The sequence below is a fragment of the Echinicola sediminis genome (assembly GCF_054777495.1).
Genome location: NZ_BAAHAP010000023.1, coordinates 1 through 23,415, shown reverse-complemented (window position 1 = coordinate 23,415; position 23,415 = coordinate 1). Strand labels below are relative to the sequence as shown.

Below are 23,415 nucleotides of genomic sequence, written 5' to 3'. Positions count from 1 at the left end.
AATGGAATGAAGTTCATAAGTAGTTATTTGCTCCTCTTATTGATGTCAATTGTATACCCTACCAAAGGGCAAGTGGGCTCAAAACAACCCAATGTGATTTTGATCCTTACAGATGACCAAGGTATCGGGGATCTGGCTTGTCACGGAAACCCTTGGATCAAAACCCCCAATATTGATGCGTTTTATAATGAGGCGGTTCGAATGACGGATTTTCATGTCAGTCCTATGTGTACCCCAACCCGTTCCGCTATAATGACCGGTCAATACCCTATACACAATGGAGCATGGGCGACCTATAAAGGCCGGGATATGCTTTCCCTCGGGACTATGACCCTGGCTGATATTTTTCAAAATAACGGTTATAACACGGCCCTTTTTGGGAAATGGCATTTAGGGGACAATTACCCGGCCAGGCCTACCGATAGTGGATTCGAATATGCGGTTCACCATAAGGCAGGAGGGGTGAATGAACTTTCTGATTATTGGGGGAACAGCTATTTTGATGATGTGTATTATGTCAATAATCAACCCAAGCAATTCAAGGGCTATTGTACAGATGTATGGTTTGCGGAAGCCATGAAATACATGAAAGAGAAAAAGGAGGAACCTTTCTTCGTTTATCTGGCCACCAATGCCCCGCATTCCCCATTTTATGTGGATGAAAAATATGCAAAGCCTTACCAGAAACTAGAAGAGGAAGGTAAGATCGTAAATGCCAATTTTTACGGGATGATTACCAATTTAGATGAGAATTTCGGTCGCCTGAGAGATTTTCTGAAAGCAGAGGATTTGGAAGAAAATACCGTAGTGATCTATATGACGGACAATGGCAGTTCGGCCGGTATCAGTGCGGATGGTAAGGTAGGCTATAATATGGGGCTAAGGGGAAAAAAAGGAACGCCCACTGATGGGGGGCATAGGGTGCCTTTTTTCATAAGATGGCCTAAGGGAGGTGTCCAAGGAGGCAAGGACATAAGTGTTCCCACTCAGCATGTGGATCTGATCCCTACGCTGAATAAATTATGCGGTTTAAATGTTGCAGAAAATCCTTCCTGGGATGGTGTTGATTTTTCATCACTGCTAAAGGGGGAAAGCCAAGCTTTGGATCAAAGAACATTGTTTGTACATCATGAGCAAGACTGGCGACCACCTCATCCATTGTTGGGAACTTGTATTATAGATGGCAAATGGAGATTGGTTGACGGGGAGAAATTATATGATATTTCCCAGGACAGAATGCAACTAAATGATCTGGCAGAAAGGCAACCACAGCTATTGGCCAAACTCCTCAATGAGAATTCCCGATTTATTGAAGGAGCCATTCGAACCAGAAACTACCAGGAGTTGCCGGTTACAGTGGTAGGACATCCTGCACAAGAGGAGATCAGCTTGACCATTCAACACGCTATAGGAGAGGACCAGGGGATATGGAAAACAGAACAGGTTTCCGCAGGAATGAAAAACACCAACAATACCCATGCCTTGGAGATATTGGAAAAAGGAACCTATAAAATATCTTGCCGTAGGTGGCCAGAAGAATGTCCTGGGCCAATCTGGGGAGTGCCATCAAAAAATCCGAAAAGCAGATTTGAATACCAGTCCATTTATCCCCGGAAAGTACGCCTCAAAATAGCGAACCAAATCCATGAGAAAAAGATTGAAGGGGATGAGATATCCGTTGATTTTATTCTAAAACTTGAAAAGGGAAAGACCCTATTGGTCAATGACTTTTTGGAGGATAATGAGATTTACGGGGTCTATTATACATATATCAGTAAAGTGAAATAGGACATTAAACTTGGTCCAAGCAGTGGAACGAATTATGCTTTGAGCTTATTTGATGAAAAAGGGGATAGTAAGGAGGAGATTTTTAGCAGATGTTATGCTAATCTATAATTGAAAAATGGCTTTGTTGATGGATATATAAGGTTGATAGTCTGGAAGAACATTCCTGCTATATAATAAAACATTTGTTTTATGGGCTTTGAGGCGGGAGGGGGATATTTACAGGTAGACATGGCAAGTAAATAAGCATGCTGTTGTAAACCTAAAATAACCCTATGATGAGCAAAGCTAATTTTATCTCTTTTTTAGAAAAGGTGTATGTCTTAGTCTTTAGGATAATAAATCGTGTGGAACCCATTTTGCTGGCACCTGAAATGTGCCTTTACCCGGTGGATGGACATGGAAATATAAAGGACAGCATTATTAAAATTTCTGGGCAAAGGGGGAATAATTTTCCAATTCCGCTATTTCGAATCATGACTGTGCTGGCTACCTTTTGTTTTTTTGCCTCCTGCACCAGTTCAGCTGATCCACTAAAACCCAATAAGAATCCTTCAGATGAGAATGTAAATGAAAGGAGTGCCCCCATTTTTCTGGAAGGCCAAGATCCTAAGCCTGAAAGCAGCCATTGGGAATTAATTCCTGAAATGTCAGATGAGTTTAATGAATCAGACGATAGAAGTGAAAGTGGATTGAACCCCGAAAAATGGCGTAATGGTCCCAATGAGATCTTTCCTTGGAAAGGCTCCAGTCAATGTTTGTTTTCCGAGGAAACCGTGAAAGTGGATCATGGAAACAGCAACGCTGCTACCATTACGGTGGACCAATTGTCTGAAAAAATGGAGACCAGGGAATATGCAGGAGGTATCATCCGCTCAAAATTTACCGCCGAGCCAGGTACTTATTTTGAAGCCAGAATGAAGGCTAACAAGACTCAGATGTCTTCCTCTTTTTGGGTGATCAATGCCAAAAAGGAAATACCAGATGGGCAATGTAAAAGAACAACTGAACTGGATATTCAGGAAAGTGTGGGACAACTGAAGCAGGATTATCCTCAATGGGCCAGTAAATGGACACATTTGATGCATTCCAATGTGCTCAATAGACAAACCAGTGAGGACTGCTCTCCATATGAAGATGCAAGAAACGAAAACAGATTAGATCTGGAAGAAAAGGTATGGGAGGATTATCATGTTTACGGTTGTTGGTGGAAAAGCCCGGATTTATTGATCTTTTTTCTGGATGGCAAGGAAGTATACAGAATGAATCCCAAAAGCGGCCCTTTCAGTTTTCCCATGTATCTGACGATGTCCAGTAATGTGTATGACTGGAACCAATATCCTGTTGATACCGATGGAATGCAGGGTATGTCAGCTGAAGACAGAACGACCACTTTTGACTGGGTCAGGACTTGGAAATTGGAATAATGACCATCAACAATAAGTGATTAACACAAACCAAGACAAACGATAATTATCATGATTTTATCAAGTAAATATATGCCAAGGCATATTGACTTCTTCCTAAATTGGAACGTTTTTAAAGTTAAACAAGAGGAAAAAATGACAAATCGCCTTTTTGGCTTTATGGCGATTGCCTTAATGTTTGGATTAAATTCATCCTGTAGCTCAGTTGCAGAACCCTTGGACCCGAAGGCTGATGGGGGAGAAGAAAAGCCTGTCATGGCCATGGTACCTACTTTTCAGGAGGGAGAGGATCCCAAACCATCAGGGAAAAACTGGGTGCTGGTAGAAAATATGTCAGACGAATTTGATGAAGGACCGATAGATCAGGAAAAATGGCAACTGGAACCGGTAGGAAACGGCTGGAACTGGATAGGAAGACCTCCAGGATTGTTCCAGCCAGAAAATGTATCCATTGAGGACGGTAAAATGACCGTGACAGTGGGGGTGCTGGATGAACCGCAAATTATTAACGGGAACGAATTTTTATATAAAGGAGCCATTGTTCGCTCTATCCATCCGGGGCAAGTGGGCTGGTATTATGAAACGAAAATGAAGGCCAATGCCACCGAAATGTCATCGACTTTTTGGCTGATGACAAAATACGATTGTGAAAAGAAACTGGAGCTGGATATTCAGGAATGTGTGGGGGTAGTTTCCCCAGAAGCGGCGGATTGGGTCAATGGATGGGACAGGATCTTTCACTCCAACTGCATCCACCGTCAAACTGCTTGTGTGGACAAATTACAACTCCAAAATTCTGTCAAACCCGAGGATAAAAACCACGAAAGGTATTTTGTCTATGCGGCTTGGTGGAAGTCAGCAGAGGAAATCCAGTTTTTCCTGGATGGCAAGTATGTTTATTCGATCAATCCAGAAGTAGAATGGGATATGCCCGCATTCCTGCAGATGGCCATTGAAACCTATGATTGGAATCCGGTGCCTGAAGGAGGGGGCTATGTGGCCAGTGCCCCATTGGAAGATCGGAAAACCCAGTATGAATGGATCAGGACATGGAAGCTGGAAGATGCTCTCTGATTTAATAATGGGTATTTCTGTGTAGTTACCTTTAAAAAGATATTTTAAACCTTCGTTCGACTAAAAAAGATCGAATGGTTACCTCAAACGAGAAACTAACATTTTTATAAACATAAAAGAGCTGGACGACAGTGTTTGATTCAACATGATTTTGTTGTCCCTGCATCCCGCATAGCTATAGGGTAGGGGACGGCTTATGTTGAGCTTTAGGCCTGCCCAGCTCAGGCGGACTCAATTTTAATGGTGCCGTCCGCCTGAGGCGGATAGGCACAACCAAGGTTCCAATGAAAGATTGAAAAATAATAGTAAAAAAAAGAAATAGTAAATGCGGATTGTACTAATGGCCATTTTTCTGGCCTTAATGGGGATTAATGGAATTGCCCAAGACATTAATTTTAATAAGGGCTGGAAGTTTAAAAATGATTCCGCGGAGGGAGCAGCGTCAAAGAGTTTTGATGATACCACTTGGAGAAATCTGGACTTGCCCCATGATTGGGCCATTGAAGGTCCTTTTAATGAAAAATACAATGCTCGGGCCGGAGGCTTGCCCTTCCATGGTACCGGCTGGTATCGGAAGCATTTTGTGCTCCCCGAAAAGGCAAAAGGTAAAGTCATAAGATTGGAATTTGAAGGGGCGATGTATAATGCCCATGTTTGGGTCAATGGCCACTTTGTGGGCAACCGGCCCTTTGGCTATATTGGTTTTGAGTTTGATATCAGTCCTTTCCTGAATTATGATGGGAAAGAAAATGTGGTTGCAGTGAAGCTCAGTCCGGAGGATTTGTCCTCAAGATGGTATCCCGGTGCAGGGATTTATCGATCCGTTTGGCTCAAAGTGGATGAAAAAGTCCATGTCGGGCAGTGGGGAACCTATATTACCACCCCTACGGTGACTGACGAAAAAGCAGTAGTTCAAAATGAGACTGAAGTTTATAACCAATCTGATGAAGCTGTAAAAATATCCGTAAAACAGGAATACTTTGACCCCAAAGGTGAAAAAGTGGCTGAAGTAATGGAAGAGGTGAACATTCCTGGAGCATCCAAAATCACTTCTGCACTTTATGCCAATATCGTTGATCCCCAAAGATGGGATTTGGCTACTCCCAATCTCTATGAAGCCAAGACTACCATTATGGACCAGCAGGAAAGGATACTGGATGAATACACTTCTACTTTCGGTATCAGGACCATATCATTTAACACAGATGGCTTTTACCTCAATGGAAGAAAGTTGAGGTTCAATGGCGTATGCCTTCATCATGATAACGGGGCTCTGGGGGCGGCCGTTTACCGCAGGGCGGATGAACGAAAGTTGCAAATTATGAAGTCCATGGGGGTGAACGCCATCAGGACCAGCCATAATCCTCCTTCCAGGGAGCTTTTGGAACTATGTGATGAAATGGGCCTTTTGGTACTGGACGAAGCATTTGATGTTTGGAAAATGGAAAAGGTGCCCAATGGCTATAACAAATTCTTTGATGAATGGGGAAAAATAGACCTAAGGGATATGATCCGAAGAGACCGCAACCACCCTTCAGTTGTGATGTGGAGCATTGGCAATGAAATAATAGAACAAAAGGATGCCAAAAATGGCTGGCAGGTAGCCAAAATGCTGCATGAGGTTTGTGTGGAGACAGATCCCACCCGTCCTTCTACCGTAGGGCTCAATTATTACCCGGCGCCTTATGACCATAATTTGGCCCAACAAGTGGATATTACAGGGATAAATTACAAGCCAACCAAATACAGTGAAGTACGGGGGAATTATCCGCAAATGCCTATTTATGGTTCCGAGACTTCAAGCGTAACCAGCAGTAGGGGAGTCTATCATTTGCCTATAGAGAAATACAGTACGCATGACTCCAAGCAGGTGAGCAGTTATGATCTGGTAGGTCCTCCATGGGCCTATCCACCGGATATTGAGTTTCATTTTCAGGAGCAAAACCCTTATGTGATGGGGGAATTCATGTGGACAGGATTTGATTATCTTGGCGAACCTACGCCTTATGGGGGAAGGGACAATTCCACCAATGGCTATTGGAATGATGATTGGCCGGCCCGTAGTTCTTATTTTGGAGCGGTGGATCTATGCGGTTTTCCTAAGGACCGCTTTTATCTCTACCAAAGCCAGTGGACCGATGAACCGATGATCCATCTTTTGCCCCATTGGAACTGGAAAGGCAAGGAAGGACAGGAAATACCTGTATATTGTTATACCAATTGTGAAGAGGCAGAGCTGTTCCTCAATGGTAAATCTTTAGGGAAAAGGATAAAGGGTAAAGATAAAACAGACATTCTCATTGACTTTCTAAGATATAAGCCCAAGACTTTCGCTTCTCCCTATCGCTTAAGCTGGCAGGTCCCCTATGAATCCGGAGAGCTAAGAGTGGTGGGATATAATAATGGGGAGAAAGTTCAGGAAAAGGTAATCCGCACAGCCGGAAAACCAGCCCAAATATCCATGAAGGTCGATAGAGCGGAAATCGATGCAGATGGGAGAGATTTGGCTTATGTGACCGTGGAAATCTTCGATAAGGACGGAAATATATGTCCTTTGGCAGATAATCTTGTTCAGTTCAGTGTAAGCGGAGCGGGAGAGCTGATTGCTGTCGATAACGGTGACCCAACATCCACTTCCCTTTTCCAAGCGGATTATCGGAAAGCATTTAATGGAAAATGTTTGGCCATTATCAGGTCCAAGGAGAAAGCAGGGGAAATATCATTAAAAGCTATCTGTAAGGGCCTTAAAAAAGCGCAGATTCAGATTACGGCACATTAACCTCCAAACTCAAAAATGTGAATCCTTAATCTTGCATGTTTTAGCTTATAAGGTGAATATGGTTTCGGTATTTAAGGATGGCCTTTGGTAGGGCTGGTTTTAAGTAAATTGAGAAGGCCGTTAAGAAACTGAGCTAGCTCGCGTTGTGGAACAGCGAGATCCGCTTATTTTTTGGCCGGAACAGTTTACTTAAAATTAAATTGGGAAAATGATTTCCATTCTAAAAATAAACCGGCATTCCCAATTTAAAAGACATACCACTGGCCTAGATTTTTGATCCTTTTCATCAATGGAAATGCGCAGCATTCATGAAGACCATTATGAGCAATTCATTCCTGAATAAAAGGACAGATAAAACATCAAAAATGAATAAACCAATGAAAATATAGCTATGTGTACCATTGCGAATAGTCATAAACTCAAAATATCTTATTGAATGAAATTTCTAAAGTTATTCATCTTGTTTTGTCTGTTGACATCCCTTGGAAAGGCCCAAGGGACAGAGGACAAGCCCAACATCATCATCGTCATCACTGATGATCAAGGTAAAAATGACCTGGGCTGCGAGGGCAATCCCATTGTCAAAACACCCCATATCGATCAGTTTTACAATGAAGCTGTCAGGTTTACCAATTTTCATGTTTCTACAACCTGTGCCCCTTCAAGAGGTGCCTTGATGACTGGAAGGCATACCGACCGCTTAAATGTATACCATACCATTGCCGGACGGTCCTTACTATTTGAAGATGAGGTCCTATTGCCACAGGTTTTGGCCCAAAACGGCTATGTCAATGGGCATTTTGGCAAGTGGCATTTGGGAGATAATTATCCTTTCAGACCTATGGATAGGGGCTTTCATGAGGTGGTCCGCCATGGGGGAGGGGGAATCACCCAAGGGCCGGATTATTGGGGCAATGACTATTTTGACGATACTTATTGGCATAATGGAGAACCTACCCAATACCAAGGTTACTGTACGGATGTGTTTTTTGAAGAAGCCATTGAATTTATAGAACAGAATAAAGACAATCCGTTCTTCTGTTATATCTCCACTAATGCACCACATGGTCCTTTAAACTGTCCAGAGGAGTATATGGATATGTACAAAGGAGTGGATGGCCTATCGGAAAACCATCAGCGGTTTTATGGTATGATTTCCAATATTGACGATAATTTTAAGGTACTAAGGGACAAACTTGATGAATTGGGTATAAGTGAAAATACCATCTTGGTGTTTATGTCGGACAATGGCACTGCCGGAGGCAACAGGGTCTATGATGCAGGTATGAGGGGGGCAAAAGGATCAGTTTTGGAAGGAGGGCATAGGGTGCCTTTTTACCTAAAATGGCCTGCAAGGGGACTGGAAGGTGGCAAAGACCTTGATCAGCTCACGGCCCATTATGATGTACTCCCTACCTTGGTAGATATGATAGGGCTGAATTTTAACTCCCATAAACAACTGGATGGAAAAAGTTGGAGGCCACTTCTTTTCGGAGAGACATCAAAGTGGGAGAATAGGGTGCTTTTTATGGACACCCAAAGAGAACAAAATCTGGTGAAATATAAGGAGTACACCGTGATGGATGATGATTGGAGGTTGGTTAACGGTAAGGAGCTTTATCTGGTGACCAATGATCTAAAGCAAGAAAAAAATCTAATCGATCAATACCCAGAGGTGGCTGAGCGCCTTGCTCTTGGTTATGAGAAATGGTGGCAGTCCATTTTGGATGAAGGGGCTAATGAAAGATTTGCCTATATCAAGGTGGGTAGCCCGTATGAAAACCCATCCAGGATCATGTCCCATGACCTGATGACCGGAAAGCTGGATTGGGCATGGCACCAGTATGGAGCCATCAATGCGGTTCAAGCCAGCGGTATATGGAAGATAGAGATTGTAGCAGATGGTGAATATAAGATAGGCTTGCGGCGTTTTCCCCGGGAGTCAGGACTGGGCATCAATGCTGTATTTCCAGAAGAGCAAAATTCACGAAGGATAGAGCGTCCAGCCCCCGCAAGCACCAAGGCAGATTTTTCCGAAGCGTTTTTGTATGTCGGAAAACACAAGCTAACAAAGCCTATCAATCAAGGGGATGATGAAGTCACCTATACCCTAGACGTCTCTGCAGGAAAATATGATGTTGAGGCCCAATTAATAGATAAGTTAGGAAGGGTTTATCCTGCTTATTACATGTATATCGAGAAACTATAATGAGTTGGGAGAGTCCTTTGTATTGAGTCTTAAGTTCCCCTGCAATGTAGCTATGTAACAAATCCGATGCTGTAACAAAAGCAAGAAATAATATTAAAGAGCATAGTCCGCCCGTTAGGCTTTTCGACCTTAGAGGTCTCTCCAGGGAAATATCTTTTAAGCCGATCGGGCAATATTGATTAAAAATACCTTACAGGCATCTGCTCTTCCACTGCAGGGAGGCGGGGTAGGAGGTAACGTTTGTTTCTTCCTTATTTGATTCCTGGGATATCGTGGTCGTTCGACAGTGGATATGCTTTTAGAAATCAAGCGAAGGAGCTTTCAGGCACCTGAAGTGGCAATTATTTGCCTGTAAAAGGCTTTTCAGCATGGCACTGTCGGAATTTGTTGGGGGTCTGTTTTTTGAATTTGCTGAATTGTTTATGGAAAAATGGGAGCGATTCATAGCCACATTCAAAGGCGATTTCAGCCACGGATCTGTCAGTGTCCAATAGCATTTTGCTGGCGATATTGACCCTATACTCATTGAGAAAGGTAAAGAAGGGACGTCCCATCATTTTAGTAAAGAACCTTGAAAAGGATTGCTCGGACATGGAGACCATTTCTGCGATTTCTTCGAGTTTGATTTTGCGAACATAGGCTGATTCGATGAAATCATGGATTTTGCTCATCCGATTACTGTACTCCGAGGAAAGGTTGTTGGTAAAGCTGGAATGGGATAGGGAAGTAGATGGGATCAAAGGGAGATTTGCCAGTACTTCCAAAAGCCCGATGTAAAGCTGTTGTCCCTGAACGCTTGACAATTTTAGGATAAGGGGAGCGATGGAAAGGGTATCCTTCTTTGAGAAAATGAGGCCTTTGGATGCAGCATCCAACATGGAAAACATGTGCTTTAATTCTGGAGCGGGATAAAAAATGTCCGGATTCCACTGAATGACTACTGATTCGGACATGAGATCTGCATGGGAACTGTTTTTCCAGCAATGCGGAAGATTAGGCTGAAGAAGTACAAGTTCGCCAGGTTCATAAGGCCCGACATAATCCCCTATGAATTTTGTGCCATGGCTCCCTTTGATATAGGTCAACTCATATTGTGGATGAAAATGCCAAGGGGCATCAAAATCCCTCTTGCTATACTGGAAGGCAACGATGGATTTTTCCTGTCCGACTTGTATTTGCTCTAATGTAGGTTTCATGATTCTGAAAGTAAGTTATTATGTGTTGTGTTTTGTCAAAGTGAACAGAATAGATTACTTATTTGCTAAAATAGGAAAAGAATAGCATGATAAAAATCATGATCATTGTAATATGGAAAATGTTATTAATCAAGACCTTTCGCTGCATCACGGCTTGATCAGCGATATGTTCCCACGACTTTCGGAGAAAGAAATGTGGGAAGCGTACAAGTTATCTGATGAGCAGGTGGCTTTTTTCAATGAATATGGCTATCTGGATAAAGTAAAGATTCTCGATGATGATCAGGTGGAGAAGTTGCGCCAAGATCTGGATGAAATAAAGGATGCCAACCATCCTAAACATGATTTGTTTTATGAATTTCATTCCAATGAGTCGGAGGATTCCAATTCTGTCCTATTTCACTCCTTAGGACATTGGAGGATCACTGAAGGTTTTCACGACATCCTATGGAATCCCCGCTTCGTAGTTGCGGCAAGCCAACTTTTAGGGACGAAGACTGTCCGGTTCTGGCATGATCAGCTTTTTTGCAAGCCTGCCCATCATGGTGGAGTGGTCGCCTGGCATCAGGACTACAGTTATTGGACTAGAACTACTCCCATGCAGCACCTGACCTGTTGGGTAGGTCTGGACGATGCCACTTCGGAGAATGGCTGTCTTAACTATATTCCAAAGAGCCATAAATGGGATCTGCTTGACAGAATCAGTTTGGCAGGCAATATGGATAGTTTAAAAGACCACCTTACAGAAGATCAAAAGAAGCAATATGACCAAAAAGTGGCCATTGAAATGCCTAAGGGCTATGGTGCCTTTCATCACCCTTTGATGGTTCATGGTTCTTATGAAAATAGATCGCCTATTTCAAGAAGGGCTTTTGTTCTTAATGTTTTCGGTGATGGCACCTCGTCCAATTCCGATGAGGAGATTTTGAGTGGTGTTCCCATAATAGCCAAAGGAAAGAAAATGGAAGGACGGTTTTTCCCAGTTTTGTTTGACGTCAACAAACTTTAATCCAATGGGTATTCAATCAAAATGTGCCATAGCCAGGGGTGATGGTCAGTTTGTGATCGATCAGGTAAGCATAGATGAGCCTAAGGCCGATGAGGTGTTGGTGCAGCTCAAGGCCGCAGGCCTTTGCCATACTGATTATGACTCCCTGTCCTGGGGCAAGCCCATTGTCATGGGGCATGAAGGAGCGGGTGTAGTGGTAAAGGCAGGGACAGCAGTGAATGATTTTGCTGCTGGCGACAAAGTGATTCTCAACTGGGCCACACCATGTATGAGCTGTTTCCAATGTCAGGAAGGTAACCAGCATATTTGTGAAAACAATTCCCCGGTAGTGGCCGGATCCAATGGGCATACTCCCGGCCATGCCCATTTGGAAGGGACTTTATGGAATGGCAGGCCCATTGAGCGGTCATTCAATCTGGGGACCTTAAGTGAATTTGCCTTGGTAAAAAAATCCGCTTTGGTGAAGGTGGAAACTGAAAACCTCAATTTCTCGGCAGCCAGTATTGTCAGTTGTGGGGTGATGACCGGTTATGGATCAGTAGTTAATGCCGCCAAGGTAAGCGCTGGTTCATCTGTGGTGGTACTGGGCTGCGGAGGAGTAGGGCTCAATGTAATCCAAGCTGCTGATATTTCAGGCGCTGCCCAAATCATAGGCATAGATGTCAATGCAGACAAGCTAGAATTGGCTAAGCAATTTGGAGCCACTGAGGTATTACTGGCAGATAAGAATGATTCAGGACTGAACCACGTTGCCAACAAGGTGAGGAATATGTTAGGCGGAAGGGGTGCGGATTATGCTTTTGAATGCACAGCTATCCCTGCTTTGGGAGCGGCTCCCTTGGCCATGGTGCGCAATGCGGGTACAGCGGTTCAGGTGAGTGGTATTGAGGAGGAAATCACCATTGATATGCGCTTGTTTGAGTGGGACAAGGTATACATTAACCCTCTGTACGGAAAATGCCGTCCTCAAATTGACTTTCCCAAGCTTATAGACTTATACAAAAAAGGTGAGCTTAAGCTGGATCAAATGATTACTAAGGAATATAAACTGGATGAACTGGGCCAGGCATTTGATGATATGCTCCAGGGAAAAAATGCTAAAGGAGTCATTGTTTTTGATTAAGGTGTAAAGGAAATAATAATTAATTATGTCAAGTTTTAGGACCATTGAACTATCCGATCTGCCATATGAAAGGGACGGTCTTCGTTTTATGACGGTGAAGAGTGCTAACCTACAAGGGAGGGGTGACATTTGTCTCTATGTACCAACATTGGATAAAGAAGTGAGTAGCTTACCCATCTATATCCTTTTACATGGGGTTTATGGCAGCGCCTGGGTTTGGGCCATGAAGGGAGGACTTCATCATACGGCCCAGCAGCTTATGGATAATGGTGCCATTGGTCCGGCCATCATTGCCATGCCTTCGGACGGGCTTTGGGGTGACGGATCGGCCTATTTTACCCACCATAGCAAAAGCTTTGATCAGTGGATTGTCTCCGATGTACCAAAGGCTATCATCGAAAACATACCGGAGGCCGATGTACATTCAACCCTGTGCATAGGAGGCCTGTCCATGGGGGGATTTGGGGCCTTGTCTTTGGGGGCGAGGTTTCCGGAAAAATTCAGGGCCATTTCAGGACATAGCTCCATTACCAGCTTGTCCCAAATGCCCCTCTTTGCCGAAGAAGCTCTGGAAGAGTATTCTTCTTACTGCGACAACCCGGATGTGATAGACTTATTGGTCAAAAACCGGGAAAAACTTCCGAAGCTGAGGTTCGATTGTGGTAAGTCAGATTTCTTACTGGAGCACAACAGGACCTTAAATAGGCAACTGCAAGCTGAAAATATCCCCCATACCTATGAGGAGTTTGAAGGAGGTCATGAATGGGGCTATTGGCAAAAATATGTTGCTCTGACCCTGCGATTCTTTGATCAAGAGCAAGGTGTCAGGAACTAGACAAAACCATAGTAAAATAACCGTTTTTTCTATGCATAACAATAGCCCCGGAGTTGAGCAATAGGCAATACAGCATACACACACACTAACCTATATTAATGGATGAATTTCAATACCTACCCAATAACCCTCTACCAGATTGCGAAACCATTGCGTTTTTGTTTTTATTACCAATGACTGCTACATGTCCCCAAGTTACTACAGAGACTAATGCCATCAAGGTAAAAGTGAATACCTGACGCTGTGCATACAGCCCTTTGTATCCAGAGGCCTGAATTTTTGGCAATGACATATTTTGAATCATCTAATCTACCTAAACAGGTTAAGAGTTTTGTGAACATGGATTTTAACACGCTTGATATTGTTGTCTTTACTTCATATTGCCTATTAATTATAGGCATGGGACTGTTTGTGTCCAAAGAAAAGAAAGGACATGAAAAAAATGCCCAGGACTATTTTTTGGCAAGTAAGGCCTTGCCCTGGTGGGCTGTAGGAGCCTCTTTGATCGCTTCCAACATCTCAGCTGAGCAATTTATTGGAATGTCAGGTTCAGGTTTTGCCCTGGGGCTGGCCATTTCCACTTACGAATGGATGGCTGCTGCAACCCTATTGGTTGTGGGGGTGTTTTTCCTGCCTATCTATCTTAAAGAGGGCATATATACCATGCCCCAATTTTTACACCGAAGGTATGATAGCCGTGTTCGACTATTGATGGCTGTCTTTTGGCTATTAATATATGTGTTTGTAAACCTTACCTCCGTGTTGTACCTAGGGGCTTTGAGTTTGCAGACCATTATGGGGATCCCACTGGAATATGGTATTTACGGATTGGCATTTTTTGCTTTGATATATTCCATTTATGGCGGACTGAAGGCCGTGGCCTGGACGGATGTGGTGCAGGTTTGCTTTTTGGTGGCCGGAGGACTGGCCACAACATATTTGTCACTAGAAATGGTTGGTAATGGTGATGTTTGGGCAGGACTGGGAAAGCTTCGGGAAGCCGCACCCAAACATTTTTCCATGATTGTAGAGCAGGAAGAAATGATGATCCCTGATGGCAAAGGGGGGACCAGGGATGCCTATATGGATTTGCCAGGCTTAAGTGTATTGATAGGGAGTATGTGGCTGATCAATTTGACCTATTGGGGATGTAACCAATACATCACTCAACGTGCCCTAGCTGCCAAAAGCCTTAATGAGGCTCAAAAAGGGATGGTATTTGCCGGTTTTCTTAAGCTTTTAATGCCTTTGATCGTGGTCATTCCGGGGATAGCCGCTTATGTTATTGTTGAGCAGGGGAGTGATAATGGTTTTGTTCAGGCCATGACGGATATTTCGAGTGATGTCGTCAAGTCGGACAAAGCTTATCCTGCGTTGCTTCAGCTGCTGCCGTCAGGATTGAAGGGGCTAGCGTTTGCTGCTTTGACCGCGGCCATTGTATCATCTTTGGCTTCCATGGCCAACAGCACTTCCACCATTTTCACCATAGATATTTATAGGTCCTATTTGAACAGGGGGATTTCAGAAGGTAGGCAAGTGACCGTAGGCAGGATCACCACTTTCGTGGCCTTTATAGTGGCGGCACTGGTAGCTCCCCAACTAAGACAATTGGATCAGGCATTTCAGTATATTCAAGAATATACGGGCTTTGTTTCACCAGGGGTATTTGCAATTTTTATTTTTGGCTTCTTTTGGAAAAAAACGACTTCGAATGCTGCTTTGTCGGCTGCTATTCTCACCATTCCGCTGTCAGCGCTTTTTAAATTTTTAACTCCCAGTCTACCATTTATTGATAGAATGGGGCTGGTGTTTTTGATTTTGGCCGTACTGATGATCATCATCAGCTTATTACAGGGCAAAGGGCAAAACAGCAGTAAGGCGATTGCTATAGATACGAGGCTTTTTGAGACCAGTAAGAGCTTTAAATTGGGCGCCCTGATAATCACTTTAGTACTGATAGTACTGTATTCTGTGTTCTGGTAAGCGCTATTCACTTTGAAAACAGTGATTTTAGAAGGAGGAAACATTTGTATTAGCCTAAAAAACATTTGGACCAGTGCTGAAAAGAAGAAAGAAATAACTTTATCTAACTAAAAATTCCAAAAGCTTGTAAACTGCGGTTGATGTCAGTTATGAGTAAACCTAAAAACCAAATAATATGTACAACATTCTACACGCCTTAAAGGTGCATGTAGCACAGAAATTTAAACTTGTTTTAATTTTCCCGCTGTGCTTAATGACCTTATTAGCTTATGGTCAACAGACCATAAAAGGTACCGTTACTTCATCTGAAGACGGGCAGCCTTTACCCATTGTAAATATATTAGAAAAAGGAACCAGTAACGGGGCGGTAACAGACATGGATGGTACTTATACCATTAAAGTTTCAGGTCCTGATGCGGTCTTGGTTTTTACCTCGATCGGATATATGGCCAAAGAGGTAAATGTAAACAATCAAACGCAAATAAATATAGCCTTGGATGAAGATGTAAAATCCTTGGATGAGGTAGTGGTAATTGGATATGGTTCTCAGAAAAAGAGTGACCTGACAGGAGCTGTAGGAACGGTGTCGTCAGAAGAAATCACTAAATATACCACTTCGGATGCTACTCAGGCAATTCAGGGGAGAGTTCCTGGTGTTCGAGTAGATGCGAATGGTGGTGCTCCAGGGTCAAATTCCATCGTAACTATCCGAGGAGCAGGTACACTTTCAGAATCGGGGCCATTGTACGTAATCGATGGGATGTTGACCAATAGTATGGATATGCTCAACCCCGCAGATATAGAATCTGTCAGTGTGTTAAAAGATGCCTCGGCCAGTGCCATTTATGGATCAAGGGCTGCAAACGGCGTAATTATCGTGACCACTAAGAAAGGGACAAAAGGAGAAATCAGGGTAGATACAGACTTTAGTTATGGATGGCAAAAAGCATCCAATACAATCGGTTGGGCCAATGCCAGGCAATATGCCGATATCCGTAATCAGGCCAATGATAATGACGGTACTCCCAGGGCTCCGGCTAATGACAGCCAATTTGACCCCACAGTCGATAGTGATATTCAGTCAGCTAATTTGAGAACGGCTCCTATATTTAACGGAAACATCCGTGTTTCAGGAGGTGGTGAAAATGCGACCTATAGTATCTCTGCTAACCATCTTGACCAAGTAGGGATAATTAAAGAATCCGATTACACCAGAACCAACATCCGTGCCAACTCTACCTTTACCAAAGGAAGGTTTAAATTAGAGGAAACCATCGGGCTTACAAGGACCGTGGATAATCCAAACTATTACTTTAACAGGGAAAGAGACCTCATTCCTACCATTCCTATCTATGATGAGGAAGGTAACTTTACTGCTTCAGGACAGCCAAATGGCAGCACAACGATTTATGGAGTAGGAAACATTACCAATTCATTGGGCTTGGCCACAGTAGAAGACAGGACCGTTACCCGTAATGCTGTCCTGGGTAATATTGCCGCCTCCTATGAAATTATTGAGGGACTGACCTATAAACTGAATTTGGGTTTGGATCAATACAGCCAAAATAATTACACGTTCACCCCAACCTTTTTCTTTAATGCAACCCTATTGGGACGTCAGGATTTTGCAGAATTGAGAGAGAACAACATTAATTTTCTTTCTGCATTGGCTGAAAATACCCTGAACTTTTCCCGGGTTTTCGGTAAGCATTCAGTGAACTTACTGGCAGGATATACCTCTCAGAAAACCCATTCCAGATCTTTGGGAATAGTAGCTACGGGATTTCCAAATAATGAAGTACGGGTGGCTTCGGCTGCTGAAAATAGAGCACAGGCTCCTTCCAGGGATGTGACCACTGGACTGAGGTCTTATTTCGGTAGGGTGAACTATAGTTATGACAGTCGATACCTGCTTACGGCTACTCTTAGAAGAGACGGTTCTTCTTTATTTAGGGAAGGGCTTAGATGGGGAACATTTCCGTCTGTGGCCGTGGGTTGGAATATTAGTCATGAGCCATTTATGGAAAACATTACTTTCCTTAGCGATTTGAAATTAAGGGCTAGTTACGGAGAATTGGGGTCAAACAATGTGGCTGCTTATGCTATCGATCCGGAAATGAATCTTTTCAGTGAAGCTATTTTAGGCGCAGGTCAAAGTCGTACACAAGGAACTTCCATCACCAAACCTGTCAATCAGGATATTAAATGGGAAACTACCAAGACCACAGATATAGGCTTGGAATTCAGTATGCTGAGAAATCGACTGCAGTTCACCTTAGATTATTTTGAAAAGAAGTCCGAGGATATTTTATTAAGTATCACGGTTCCGAGATATACAGGTCTGGACGGTAGAGTGCCTAGCAATGTGGCTTCCATAAGAAACCGGGGGTTTGAATTTAGCTCTATGTATAACCAAATGATAGGGGAGTTAAACCTCAATATGGCGGCTAATTTCACTGTATTGGACAATGAGGTAACCGCCATCGGAATTCCTGACCCCATTCTAGGTGGGGGGTATAGCTCTAATGGTTTGAGTGCTACCCTGACAGATGTGGGCCAACCGGTAGCTTCCTTCTTTGGTTACAAAGTTTTGGGGATTTATCAGTCCGATGCTGAAGCCCAAGAGGATGGCAGGACAGATGGCGCAGGTGCCGGAGATTTCAAGTTCCAAGATACTAATGGAGATGGGGTGTTGACCGAAGACGATAGGGTGTTTTTGGGCAGTTCCATTCCGAATTTTGAGTACGGGTTTAACCTAAATGCTACTTGGAAGAATTTTGATCTGAACATGTTCTTCAATGGAGTGGCTGGTAATAAAATCCTGAATGCCAATTTGTACAGGGGATACTTTGATACGGAAGGAAATTATTTGGCAGATGCCACCAATGCCTGGACACCAGAAAATACCAATACCACTATTCCAAGAATGACTTTGCTAGATCCTGGCTTTAATAGGAGAATGTCAGATTTTGTTTTGGAAAGTGGCGCTTATTTCCGTTTGAGAAATATACAGTTGGGGTATACCATGCCAGAACAGATCACAGAGAAACTTAGGGTACAACGAATGAGGCTATATACCTCATTACAAAATGCGTTTACCATTACCAATTATACAGGTTATTATCCTATTGTGGGACGTGGTACAAGAGATAGAGGATCTGATCAAAATATTTTCAACCAAGGAGTGGATGAAAGCGCTTATCCAACTCCGAGAACCTATCAAATAGGAGTACAGATATCGTTTTAACCCCATAAAATCGAATAAAGATGAAATTAAACATAAATAAAAAGATTGCAGGATTGACATTGGGGATTTCTTTGGCTTTGATGTCCGGCTGTGAGGAAAATCTCTTGGACCAGACCAACCCCAATGCGATTACACCAGATACCTTTTGGAGGAATGCAGATGATGCCCAGAAGGCAATAGTAGGGGCTTACAGTCCATTTACAGATATTTGGTATTATAGTAGGATAGAAATTTTTCTTTCTGATTATAGGGATGACGTGGTCAATGGCTTTGCCACTTCGGATAGAACAAACCCCGGTCGGTTTGAAGGGACGGCTATTCAAAATATGAACATTTGGGTATGGACTGTCATGTGGAAAATCATTTCCCGATCCAATGAGGTGATTGCCAATGTGCCGGATATTGAGATGGACGCTGGATTAAGAGATAATATCGTGGGAGAAGCTCATTTTCTGAGGGCGCTGAATTATTTTAATGTGGTAAATAATTGGCTGAATGTTCCCCTTATTACTGATCCGATCACATCTATCGAGGCTTCTAAAAAGGTGGTGCAGGCGGCCCCTCAGCAGGTTTGGAACCAGATAATTGCAGACCTTAAAGAAGCACAAAATCTATTGCCTCCTTCTTGGAACGAAAGTAATATTGGCAGGGCTACCTCTGGAGCCGCTACAGCGCTTCTTGGTAAAGTTTACTTGTATACCGGTCAATACCAATTGGCAAGTAATGAATTTGCAAAAATTATGGACGGAAGGTATAGCTTGGTGGATAACTACGGTGATAATTTTAGCTCCTTCACAGAGAATAATGCTGAATCGATCTTTGAAATACAGTTTACTTTGGATGATAATCGTGGCTGGGGCGGTGATAATCCAGGTATAGGTAGAACCAACTCATTTACCCCGGATTTGGCACCCCAGGGATTTACGGGACAGGATGGCATGCGTATCAACCAGTGGGTGCTGGACCTGTTCTTGGACGAGAGAACTGTGAATGGGGAGATTGACCCAAGAGCATTCAACACCCTGTTTTGGAGAACAGATGAAACCACTACTTATGAAGGTGAAGAACTTGCTGCGACCATTTATGAGGGGAAAAGGTATGAAGAGGTATACGGTCCTGAGGAAAATAGGATTTGGGGCAAAAAATACTTAGGATTAGATGAAGGAGTGACCACAGCAAACTTCCAACAATCTCCCAATAACTTGCGTCTGATAAGGTATGCTGATGTGTTACTGATGTTTGCAGAAGCCGAATTGATGGCCAACGGTGGTACAGCTACCCAAGCTGCTGTAGACGCGATCAATAAAGTAAGGGCTAGGGCTGATATGCCTCTGTTTGGCATGGAGCTGAGCATGCAGGATATCAGAGACGAGAGAGTGAAGGAATTGTCACTAGAGCGTACTCGTTACTTTGATCTGCTACGTTGGGGGATGGTGAAAGAAAAAATTGTAGATACCCCGGGCATTAAGTCAGAAAGTGGAGGAACAGGTGCTTATAGGCCGGGAAGAGAATATCTTGATCTTCCCCAAAATGAGTTTAACAACAATTCGAACCTGAAACACAACCCAGGTTACGAATAAAAAGTCTAGAGTACTGGTGCTGTCGATTTGACAGCACCTTTTCCCTTTGCAATAAACCCCAATAGACCTCATGAAGTACCGCTTGTTATTAATATCCGTGTTTTTTTGTGCCCTATCATGCAATGAAAAAGGCGAAGTAGGGAATAAATCACTTTTTAGTTCAATTTCTTCAGAAATATCCGGTATTGAATTTTCCAATGATATTTTAGAAAGCGATACGCTCAATTATTTTAACTTTCCATACCTGTATATGGGGGGAGGAGTGGCCGTTGGAGACATTAATAATGACGGGCTGCCAGATATTTACTTTACCGGAAACCATCAGGAGAACAAACTGTACCTTAACCAAGGTGGTTTGGTGTTTAAAGATATTACCGAATCAGCGGGTGTAGGTGGGGATGATCGTTGGTATACCGGCGTATTAATGACAGATATCAACCAGGATGGTTGGATGGACCTTTATCTCAGTGTCTCTGGAAAGTCAGGTAATACCAGAAACCAACTTTTTATCAATAATCAGGACAACACGTTCTCTGAGCAGGCAGCAAAGTGGGGACTGGATGATCCTGGCCACTCCATTCATGCCACCTCCATTGATTATAATAATGACGGTTTGCAAGACTTATTTGTAGCCAATTATCCCTTGGTACCGGTCAGTCAAGGAAATTTGTTTTACAAAGAGCTGATGGATAAAAATCTGGCGGAAGAATCAGGACATCTATTCAAGAATACAGGCAAGGGGTATTTTGAGGACGTAACGAAAGAAGCAGGGGTACAAAATTTTGGCTTAACCTTAGGTGTGATTGCGGCAGATTTTAACGAAGATGGCAGGCAAGACCTTTACCTATCAAATGATTTCAATATTCCTGATTATTTTTACATAAACCAAGGGGATGGTACCTTCAAAGAATCCCTTCAGCTTGCCATGGAACAGACCTCCATGTTCGGAATGGGAATTGATGTGGGAGATATCAATAACGATGGATTGCTGGATTTGGCCCAGGTTGATATGACTCCAGAAGATCACCAACGATCTAAGACCAACATGGCCAGCATGAGTCCCCGGACATTTTTTGAAGCGGTGGATATCGGTTTTCACTACCAATACATGCAAAATAGCCTGCAGTTGAACAATGGGGTGTTTGAAAATACACCGATATTCAGCAATATTGCCCGCTATGCCGGAGTCGCCACCACAGACTGGAGCTGGGCTCCTATATTTGCGGATTTTGACAATGACGGTTGGAAGGACCTTGTGGTCACCAATGGCATGAAGCGCGACGTCAATAATAACGATGCCAACCAAGCGATCGACAATCAATCATTTTTTGGCAATGACCTGGTTTTAGACATCAACAAACTTCCGAGTACTCCTATCAGTAATTATGCCTATAAAAATAGAAGTGGTCTGCAATTTGAAAACGCCACTGAGGAATGGGGCCTGGACTACAAAGGTTTTTCCAACGGCATCGCATATGGAGATCTGGATAATGATGGAGACCTGGATTTAGTGATCAATAATTTAAGTGAAAAAGCTTCACTATTTGAAAATAACCTGGGTTCAATAGATAATTATCTCCAATTGCGGTTGGAAGGGCCACCACAAAACAGATGGGGACTTGGAGCAAAAGTACGGATGTACCAGGCGGGTAAAGTACAATATCAAGAAGTAATCTTGTCTAGAGGGTTTCAGTCTAGCGTAGAACCCTTGATTCATTTCGGACTGGCTTTTCCTGGGGAAGATATAGATTCCTTAACTGTTACTTGGCCAGATGGAAGGTTTCAAAAACTAAATCAGATCAAAGCAGGCAAAAGGATATCTGTTCTATATAAAGAGGCAAATGGTGTAAAGGTCGAGGAAGAGGCCAGGAAAAGGCCTTTCCAAGACATCAGCAAACAAGCAGGACTGGAATTTGTCCATCAAGAGGATAAATATGATGATTTCCAATATGAGCCATTACTACCGCACCGTAACTCAAGATTAGGTCCAGCCTTGGCAGTAGGCGACATCAATGGGGATGGCCTGGATGATATCTTTGTCGGTAACGGAGCGGGGGCCCCAGGGGTATTATTTGTTCAGGGCAAATCCGGGACTTTTGAGGAAGTACAGGGACCATGGATAGAGGATGCCGCTCAAGAAGATACTGGTGCACTCATCTTTGACGCTGATGGTGACGGGGACAAGGACCTTTATGTAGTCAGTGGGGGAAATGATCGGAACCAAGCAGCTACCTATTATCAGGACAGGTTATATGTGCAAACTAAAGAGGGGTTTGTCAAAAATGAGGAAGCGACAAAAGTAAGTATGGGTATCAGCGGTCAGGTCGTTAGACCGGGAGATTATAACGGAGATGGTCAGATAGACCTTTTTATAGGGGGGCGCATCATTCCTGGGCAATACCCTTATCCTCCTGATAGCAAAGTACTGCTCAATAAAGGGGGGGAAGATAAATCTCTTCGTTTTGAATCCCTGAATGGAGATTCCATGGAAGTCTTAAATGGTCTTGGTCTGGTGACAGATGCCATTTGGGAAGATTTTAATAGCGATGGACGATTGGACCTGATCGTAACGGGGGAATGGATGTCCATCCGCATGCTGGAGAATACGGGAACAGGATTCAAAGAGGTCAGTACCCAATATGGTTTGGATGGTACCAGGGGATGGTGGTACAGTATTCAAAAAACTGACTTGGACCAAAACGGTGAAGCGGACTATCTTTTGGGCAATTTGGGCCTTAACTATAAATATAAAACCAGTGAAAAGTCCCCATTTACCATTTACACCAATGATTTTGATGAAAACGGTTCCCAAGATATCGTACTAAGTTATGAAAAAGCCGGGAAAAAGCTTCCGGTAAGAGGACGAGAATGTTCTTCTCAGCAGGTGCCCGCCATAGCCAAAAGGTTTGAAACCTATAAGGCCTTTGCGGAAGCTAGCCTTGATCAAATCTATGGTGAAAGGATGCTGGAAGAAGCCCTGACCTATCAAGTAAAAACCTTTAAAAGTTCATGGCTCCGCAAGGATGAAAATGGTGATTTTGAATTAACCCCACTACCAGATAAGCTTCAACTTTCGGCAATTAAGTCATTTCTTCCTGTTGATTTAAATGGGGATGAGTACCCGGATTTCATTGCCACCGGTAATCTCTACGATTCTGAGGTAGAGAC

At 43.2% G+C, this 23,415-nt stretch carries 13 protein-coding genes; 12 read left to right on the top strand and 1 reads right to left on the bottom strand.

All coding sequences use genetic code 11. The features are described 5' to 3' along the window. Positions 1 to 6 precede the first annotated feature (6 nt). The 5 genes from ACYVAA_RS08175 (at position 7) to ACYVAA_RS08155 (ending at position 9,274) form a co-directional block, all read left to right on the top strand. Complete coding sequence (locus tag ACYVAA_RS08175; RefSeq protein ID WP_460540373.1) at positions 7 to 1,788, top strand: arylsulfatase; 1,782 nt, start codon at positions 7 to 9, stop codon at positions 1,786 to 1,788. Positions 1,789 to 2,060: 272 nt separating this feature from the next. Beyond that, positions 2,061 to 3,212 (top strand): LamG domain-containing protein, encoded by a 1,152-nt coding sequence (locus tag ACYVAA_RS08170; protein ID WP_460540371.1) that lies wholly within the window; start codon positions 2,061 to 2,063, stop codon positions 3,210 to 3,212. Positions 3,213 to 3,347: 135 nt separating this feature from the next. Further along, entirely contained in the window at positions 3,348 to 4,286 is a 939-nt protein-coding gene (locus tag ACYVAA_RS08165) for a LamG domain-containing protein (protein WP_460540370.1), read from the top strand. 325 nt (positions 4,287 to 4,611) lie between these two features. Then, positions 4,612 to 7,065 (top strand): beta-galactosidase GalB, encoded by a 2,454-nt coding sequence (galB, locus tag ACYVAA_RS08160; RefSeq protein ID WP_460540368.1) that lies wholly within the window; start codon positions 4,612 to 4,614, stop codon positions 7,063 to 7,065. A gap of 436 nt (positions 7,066 to 7,501) precedes the next feature. Further along, positions 7,502 to 9,274: an arylsulfatase gene (locus ACYVAA_RS08155; protein ID WP_460540366.1), complete on the top strand. Its 1,773-nt coding sequence runs from the start codon at positions 7,502 to 7,504 to the stop codon at positions 9,272 to 9,274. Between the two features lie 341 nt (positions 9,275 to 9,615). On the opposite strand, the gene ACYVAA_RS08150 is transcribed toward ACYVAA_RS08155, so the two are convergent. Further along, a complete protein-coding gene (locus ACYVAA_RS08150; protein WP_460540364.1) occupies positions 9,616 to 10,470 on the bottom strand; it encodes an AraC family transcriptional regulator in 855 nt (284 codons plus the stop codon). Positions 10,471 to 10,582: 112 nt separating this feature from the next. Here ACYVAA_RS08150 and ACYVAA_RS08145 point away from each other — a divergent pair, with 112 nt between their 5' ends. From ACYVAA_RS08145 to ACYVAA_RS08115, 7 genes are all read left to right on the top strand, one after another. Next, a complete protein-coding gene (locus ACYVAA_RS08145) occupies positions 10,583 to 11,479 on the top strand; it encodes a phytanoyl-CoA dioxygenase family protein (RefSeq protein WP_460540362.1) in 897 nt (298 codons plus the stop codon). A 4-nt stretch (positions 11,480 to 11,483) separates the two neighbouring features. Further along, entirely contained in the window at positions 11,484 to 12,602 is a 1,119-nt protein-coding gene (locus ACYVAA_RS08140) for an MDR/zinc-dependent alcohol dehydrogenase-like family protein (protein WP_460540360.1), read from the top strand. Between the two features lie 25 nt (positions 12,603 to 12,627). Then, on the top strand, positions 12,628 to 13,437 hold the full coding sequence (locus ACYVAA_RS08135) for an alpha/beta hydrolase (protein ID WP_460540358.1): 810 nt from the start codon (positions 12,628 to 12,630) through the stop codon (positions 13,435 to 13,437). A gap of 339 nt (positions 13,438 to 13,776) precedes the next feature. Continuing rightward, positions 13,777 to 15,420, top strand: a complete 1,644-nt coding sequence (locus ACYVAA_RS08130) for a sodium/sugar symporter (protein ID WP_460540355.1) — start codon at positions 13,777 to 13,779, stop codon at positions 15,418 to 15,420. Between the two features lie 253 nt (positions 15,421 to 15,673). Continuing rightward, positions 15,674 to 18,667, top strand: a complete 2,994-nt coding sequence (locus ACYVAA_RS08125; RefSeq protein WP_460540352.1) for a SusC/RagA family TonB-linked outer membrane protein — start codon at positions 15,674 to 15,676, stop codon at positions 18,665 to 18,667. A gap of 20 nt (positions 18,668 to 18,687) precedes the next feature. Next, positions 18,688 to 20,247 (top strand): RagB/SusD family nutrient uptake outer membrane protein, encoded by a 1,560-nt coding sequence (locus ACYVAA_RS08120; protein WP_460540350.1) that lies wholly within the window; start codon positions 18,688 to 18,690, stop codon positions 20,245 to 20,247. A 70-nt stretch (positions 20,248 to 20,317) separates the two neighbouring features. Next, the coding region (locus ACYVAA_RS08115; RefSeq protein ID WP_460540348.1) for a VCBS repeat-containing protein at positions 20,318 to 23,415 on the top strand (3,098 nt) is incomplete at its 3' end.